The organism is Candidatus Eisenbacteria bacterium, assembly GCA_030017955.1.
Lineage (GTDB): Bacteria > Eisenbacteria > RBG-16-71-46 > JASEGR01 > JASEGR01 > JASEGR01.
Genome location: JASEGR010000131.1, coordinates 1 through 4,152 on the forward strand (window position 1 = coordinate 1; position 4,152 = coordinate 4,152).

Annotated in this window: 1 protein-coding gene, 2 tRNA genes and 2 rRNA genes; all 5 read left to right on the plus strand. The window is 56.8% G+C overall.

All coding sequences use genetic code 11. From position 1 onward, the window contains the following. Window positions 1-152, plus strand: a 16S ribosomal RNA gene (locus QME66_12760); the annotation flags it as partial. Between the two features lie 258 nt (window positions 153-410). Then, window positions 411-486 (plus strand) — tRNA-Ala (locus tag QME66_12765). 124 nt (window positions 487-610) lie between these two features. Beyond that, window positions 611-687: transfer RNA gene (locus QME66_12770), tRNA-Ile, on the plus strand. Window positions 688-753: 66 nt separating this feature from the next. After that, a complete protein-coding gene (locus tag QME66_12775; GenBank protein ID MDI6809826.1) occupies window positions 754-1,059 on the plus strand; it encodes a DUF3795 domain-containing protein in 306 nt (101 codons plus the stop codon). A 433-nt stretch (window positions 1,060-1,492) separates the two neighbouring features. Beyond that, window positions 1,493-4,152: ribosomal RNA gene (locus QME66_12780) — 23S ribosomal RNA — on the plus strand; the annotation flags it as partial.

Here is a 4,152-nt window from a genome sequence, read left to right on the forward strand (position 1 = left end):
TACACACCGCCCGTCACATCATGAAAGCCGTCTGCACCTGCAGTTGCCGTACCAACCCGCAAGGGAGGAAAGCACCGAAGGTGTGGGGGGTGATTAGGATGAAGTCGTAACAAGGTAGCCGTAGGGGAACCTGCGGCTGGATCACCTCCTTTCTAAGGAGCAAGGTCGCCCGCCGAAAGGCGGGCGTTGCCGAGGTCAATCGTCGGCTCCGGTTCAGTCCGGGATCGACGGCCGCAAAGCCGCAAGGCTGAGCGGATAATGTCGGAAGTCTCCCGACACAAGTTCAGCGATGGCAGGTCGCACCGTTTCCGGTCCGAAGCGCGGCAGGACGAGTCATTCCAGGGTTGGGGTGCGCGGCCGGTGATCGTCCGTTGCCCCGGTGGCGGTCTGGCCGGAGGGCGGGACCGTTGGGGGGCATAGCTCAGTTGGCAGAGCACGAGCTTTGCAAGCTCGGGGTCACCGGTTCGAGCCCGGTTGCCTCCACCAGCCTTCGCGACGAGCGCAGCGGGAAGCGATGGCTGCCATGCTGGAGCCCGAAAAGGCGAAGGCCCCCCGGCGCGCGATGGGGAGCGCTCGTCGGCTACGGCTTGGCATGCCAGAACGGCGTTGCGGGCGCGTAGCTCAGTTGGTTAGAGCGTGTCCCTGATAAGGACAAGGTCCCTGGTTCGATTCCAGGCGCGCCCACCATGCTTCGCTTGGAGCGAAGCGGGGCGGAACGCTCCAGGCTTCGCATGGCCTCCGAAACCTTGGCGAATGAGGAAGGGCGGGGTCGAGTTGGTTGCGAGCTACGGCTGGCAGGGGGCATGGTGGAGTGACAAAACGAAGGAGCAAATGGCCATGAAGAACATGAGGGAAATGATAGGGTTTTGTGGACTAGTCTGTACCGAATGCCTTGCATTCTTGGCAACCCGAAAGGATGACGACAACGAAAGAAAGAAGGTTGCTGAGATATGGTCTAAGCAGTACAACACGAACATTCCGCCGGAGCACATCAACTGTGATGGATGTCTATCGGGAAGTGATAGGCTCTCTTTTGTCACTGTAAAGTCTGCGAAATAAAAAAATGTGGACAAGAGAAGGGTTTGAAGAATTGCGCCTATTGCGATGAATATGCTTGCGAGAAACTCGTAAAATTTTTTGCGATGGCGCCTGAGGCTAGAACCACTCTTGAAAGAATCAGAAAAAGGCTGTAGCTTTGCGTGTAACGGAGTTTCGCCCGACCGATCGTTTTGTCTGACCCCGATGGATTTGGGCAGATGAGTTTGGTCGGTTGGTGGAGTGTGGATATTCGCGCGGCAAGTCCGCGCGGTTTCCGCGCGCTGGCGGCGATCCGCCGGCGTGCGGAAAACTAATTGTTCTTTGAAAACCACATAGAGAAGGGCAGGCAACTTCATAGCTGCCGCGTCGCCGCTTTGTGGCGGAGGCGTGGCGGCGCGCCGAGAAGATGAGCTCGCCGGGCGCCGGCAACGGCGAACGGGCGGGCAGGTTTTTCGGTCAAGTTATGAAGGGCGCGCAATGAATGCCTTGGCATCAGCAGGCGATGAAGGACGTGGTAAGCTGCGATAAGCCCCGGGGAGCGGCAGACACGCTTTGATCCGGGGATTTCCGAATGGGGCAACCCGATCCCGCAATGTGGGATCACTGTGGCCTGAATTCAATAGGGCTTCAGGGCGAAACCAGGGGAAGTGAAACATCTCAGTACCCTGAGGAAAAGAAAACAAGAGTCATTCCGTCAGTAGTGGCGAGCGAAGCCGGAAGAGCCTAAACCGTCCCGCTTGCGGGACGGGGTTGCGGGACCTCGATGTGGCATTGCGGATGGGTAGCAAAAGGATCTGGAACGATCCGCCATAGAAGGTGATAGCCCTGTAGGCGAAACCTTGAGGCAGCCTAGAGGTATCCCAAGTAGGACGGGACACGTGAAACCCTGTCTGAATCCGGGGGGACCGCCCCCCAAGGCTAAATACTCGCTGATGACCGATAGTGAACTAGTACCGCGAGGGAAAGGTGAAAAGAACCCCTGTCGGGGAGTGAAATAGTACCTGCAATTGCGCGCTTACAAGCTATGGGAGTCTCGACCTCGCAAGAGAATCGGGATGACCGTTTGCCTTTTGCATAATGAGTCCGCGACTTGCGGTATGCGGCCAGGCTAATCCGATGAAACGGAGTAACCGAAGCGAAAGCGAGCGCGAAACGCGCGAACAGAGTCGTATGCTGCAGACCCGAAGCCCAGTGAGCTACCCATGGCCAGGCTGAATCCTCCGTAACAGGAGGTGGAGGGCCGAACGAGTGACCGTTGAAAAGGTCTTCGATGAGCTGTGGGTAGGAGCGAAAGACTTATCAAACTGGGTGATAGCTGGTTCTCTCCGAAATAGCTTTAGGGCTAGCCTGCGTGAATGTCTGGAACGGGGGTAGAGCACTGATTGGATGATGGTCCTTACCGGGATACTGACGCCATTCAAACTCCGAATACCGTTCCGATTGCACGTGGAGTCAGACTGTGGGGGATAAGCTTCATAGTCGAGAGGGCAACAGCCCAGACCGCCAGCTAAGGCCCCGAAACGCTGGTTCAGTGTGTAAGGATGTGGGACTGCTAAGACAGCTAGGATGTTGGCTTAGAGGCAGCCATCATTTAAACAGTGCGTAACAGCTGACTAGTCGAGTGGTTCCGCGCCGAAAATGATCGGGACTTAAATCAGCTGCCGAAGCTGCGGCTTTGCGTTCCGGTTCGCCGGGATGCAAGGGGTAGGAGACGCGTTCCGTGCCGGTTGAAGCGGGCCCGGAAGGGTCCCCGGTTTTTGCCGGGGCGTAAGCAGTGGACAGCACGGAAGTGATGATGCGGACATGAGTAACGAAAAGCAGGGTGAGAATCCCTGCCGCCGAAATCCCAAGGTTTCCTGGGGAAGGTTCGTCCGCCCAGGGTTAGTCGGCCCCTAAACCGAGGCCGAAAGGCGTAGGCGATGGGTAACAGGTTTAATATTCCTGTACTGCCTTTCTGACGTCTGAGCGATGGAGTAACGCAGGAGGCTAGGTCGGCCGTCGATCGGAAGTGACGGTCTAAACTTGTAGGGGGCCTTGGCAGGCAAATCCGCCAGGGCGCTATCCCCGAAGAGCGACGGGACGCCAATCCTTCGGGTGAGGTGGATTGACCGATGCCATGCTGCCGAGAAAAGCTCCTAGCAAGTCAGAGGGGCAACCGTACCAAAACCGACACAGGTGGGAAGGTAGAATATACCAAGGCGCGCGAGAGAAACCTCGTTAAGGAACTCGGCAATCTAGCCCCGTAACTTCGGAAGAAGGGGTCCTTCTGGCGGTGAGTTTGGCTTTCGGGTTGAATAAGCTGCTGGAAGGCGCAGTGAAAGGGCTCCTGCGACTGTTTAACAAAAACACAGCACTCTGCGAACTCGAAAGAGGATGTATAGAGTGTGACACGTGACCAATGCCAGAAAGTCAAAGCAAGGGGTCATTCCGCCGCAAGGCGGAGGACGCTCCGAGCTGAAGCCCTGGTGAATGTCGGCCGTAACTATAACGGTCCTAAGGTAGCGAAATTCCTTGTCGGGTAAGTTCCGACCTGCACGAATCGTGTAACGCTGGGAGCGCTGTCTCAACGAGGATCTCGGTGAAGTTGTAGTTCCGGTGAAAATGCCGGATGCCCGCAGCAGGACGGAAAGACCCTGTGCACCTTTACTGTAATCAGGCATTGGCGTTTGGTTTATCATGTGTAGCATAGCTGGGAGACTCTGAAGTCCGCTCGTCAGGGCGGATGGAGTCAACAGTGAAATACCAGTCTTGATAAGGCGGACGTCTAACCCCGACCCGTGAATCCGGGTGGGGAACAGTGCTAGAGGGTCAGTTTGACTGGGGCGGTTTCCTCCCAAACAGTAACGGAGGAGTTCGAAGGTTCCCTCAGCATGGTTAGCAATCATGCGCGGAGCGCAATGGCAGATAGGGAGCTTAACTGCGAGACCCACAAGTCGAGCAGATACGAAAGTAGGACATAGTGATCCGGTGGTTGCTAGTGGTAGCGCCATCGCTCAACGGACAAAAGGTACGCCGGGGATAACAGGCTGATCGCGGCCGAGAGTTCATATCGACGCCGCGGTTTGGCACCTCGATGTCGGCTCATCGCATCCTGGGGCTGGAGAAGGTCCCAAG